Origin of the sequence: Microbacterium sp., assembly GCF_049661145.1 — a bacterium.
Classification (GTDB): domain Bacteria; phylum Actinomycetota; class Actinomycetes; order Actinomycetales; family Microbacteriaceae; genus Microbacterium.
The window spans coordinates 1-2,027 of the sequence record NZ_JBASZT010000348.1; the positions used below are offsets into that span (position 1 = coordinate 1).

Annotated in this window: 1 protein-coding gene and 2 pseudogenes; all 3 read left to right on the forward strand. The window is 72.0% G+C overall.

Annotation, left to right across the window (positions count from 1 at the left end; translation table 11 throughout):
- Positions 1-745 (forward strand): annotated as a pseudogene (locus WBP48_RS14390) (hypothetical protein); the annotation flags it as partial.
- Positions 742-1,764 (forward strand): glucose-6-phosphate dehydrogenase (coenzyme-F420), encoded by a 1,023-nt coding sequence (gene fgd, locus WBP48_RS14395; protein ID WP_424441442.1) that lies wholly within the window; start codon positions 742-744, stop codon positions 1,762-1,764. The pseudogene WBP48_RS14390 and the gene fgd, both read left to right, overlap by 4 nt.
- A pseudogene (locus WBP48_RS14400) lies at positions 1,761-2,027 on the forward strand (2-phospho-L-lactate guanylyltransferase); the annotation flags it as partial. The gene fgd and the pseudogene WBP48_RS14400, both read left to right, overlap by 4 nt.

The window sequence follows — 2,027 nt, forward strand, 5'->3', positions numbered from 1 at the left end:
GTTGCGGCGTGCGCTGACCCCGGCATACCCCTTCGGCTGCAAACGCGTCGTGCTCTCGGACGACTTCTATCCGGCGCTTGGCGGGGTCGGCGGTGTTCTGGGCGGCGGACGTGGGCTTGGCGGGGGAAGCGGGCCTGGCGGGTTCGGCGCCGGAAACGCCCGCCTCGAACCGTCTGCGCTCGCCGCCGTGCGGGGCGGCGACCTCATCGCGGCGAGCGGTGCACGCGTGCGCGATGTCGACCTCTTGGTGCTCGCGACCGGGTTCGAGACCGCCCGGCAGCCGTATGCCGACCTCGTGCGCGGCGAGGGCGGCGAGACCCTCGCAGCGCACTGGGCGGGCGGGATGACGGCCGCGGCCACGACCGTCGTCGCCGGCTTCCCCAACCTGTTCGTGCTCGGCGGGCCGAACGCGGCGCTCGCGCACACCTCGTCGCTGCTCGTGCTGGAACAGCAGGCCGCGTTCGTCCGACGCGCCCTGGCGGTGCGGCCGCTCCACGACGGTGTGCTGCGGACGCTGCCCGCAGCCGAGCAGGCCGCAACGGCGGCGATCGACGCGGCATCCGTCGACACGCCCTGGCTCTCCGGATGCGGCAGCTGGTACGTCGACGACCGCTCCCGCCGGCTCACGCTGCTGTGGCCGGGCACGGTCGGCGGGTTCGAGCGGATGATCGAGTCTGCGGAGGAGCGCGTGTTTGAGCCGGCGCTGTCGGGAACGCCGAGATCCGGAGGACGAGGTACGACATGACGATCACGCTGGGATACAAGGCGTCGGCGGAGCAGTTCGGTCCGGCAGAACTGCTCGACTACGCCGTCGCGGCCGAGGGCGCGGGCTTCGATTCGGTGTTCGTGTCCGACCACTTTCAGCCGTGGATGCACGAAGGCGGGCACTCGCCGGCGGCGATCCCGTGGCTCGGCGCGCTCGGCGCGCGGACGTCGCGGATCGTGATGGGCACGTCGGTGCTGACTCCGACCTTCCGCTACCACCCGGCGGTCGTGGCGCAGGCGTTCGCGACGCTCGGCGTGCTGTATCCGGGGCGTGTCGTGCTCGGCGTCGGCACCGGCGAAGCGCTCAATGAGGTGACGCTCGGGATCGACTGGCCCGATCCGCCCGAGCGATTCCAGCGGCTGAAAGAGGCGATCGCGCTGATCCGCGAACTGCACACGCGCGAGCGCGTCACGTTCGACGGGAACTACTACCGCGTCGCCGACGCGACCGTCTACGACCGGCCGGAGGTGCCCGTGCCGATCTACATCGGCGCGGCGGGACCGGCTGCCGCGCGTCTGGCCGGACGCGTCGCCGACGGCTTCATCACGACGAGCGGCAAGGATGCCGGGCTGTATCGCGACACGCTGCTGCCCGCCGTCGCCGCGGGTGAGGCGGCGGGTGCGAAGGATGCCGGGGTGGCAGGCGCGCGCCACGTGGAGCGCTTGATCGAGGTCAAGGTCTCGTACCACCCGGATCTTGCGACCGCCCGCGAGCGCACGCGGTTCTGGGCGCCGTTGGCGCTGTCGCCCGAAGAGAAGATGGGCATCCACGACCCGCGCGAGATGCAGGCCCGGGCGGCCGAGCTGCCGATCGAGCGCGTGGCCTCGCGCTTCATCGTCTCGGACGATCCCGACGAGCACGTCGACCGCATCGCCGACTACGTCGAGCTGGGGTTCACGCACCTCGTGTTCCACGACCCGGGCGACGATCAGGGCGAGTTCCTGGATCGCTACGCCCGCGACATCCTGCCCCGGCTGCGCGAGAGGTTCGGAGCGTGACGGGGAGTGTGACGGCACGTCGTGGCGGTGACTGGGTCGTGATGATCCCCGTCAAGCCCTTCGCGCTCGGCAAGTCGCGGCTCGCGGACGATGCCGCGGGCCGCGCCGAGGTCGCCCGTGCCATCGCGCTCGACACGGTCGACGCGGTTCTGGCCGTCGGCGCCGTGCGCCGCGTCGTGGTTGTCACCGCCGATGAGGATGTGGTCCACGTGTTGCCGGCCGGCGTCGAAGTCGTCCGCGAACGCCGCGCCGCGGGCATCGAC

Bases quoted from the DNA above. Each gene is read 5' to 3' on its own strand.
- fgd (WP_424441442.1), top strand. From the start codon at position 742: ATGACGATCACGCTGGGATACAAGGCGTCGGCGGAGCAGTTCGGTCCG.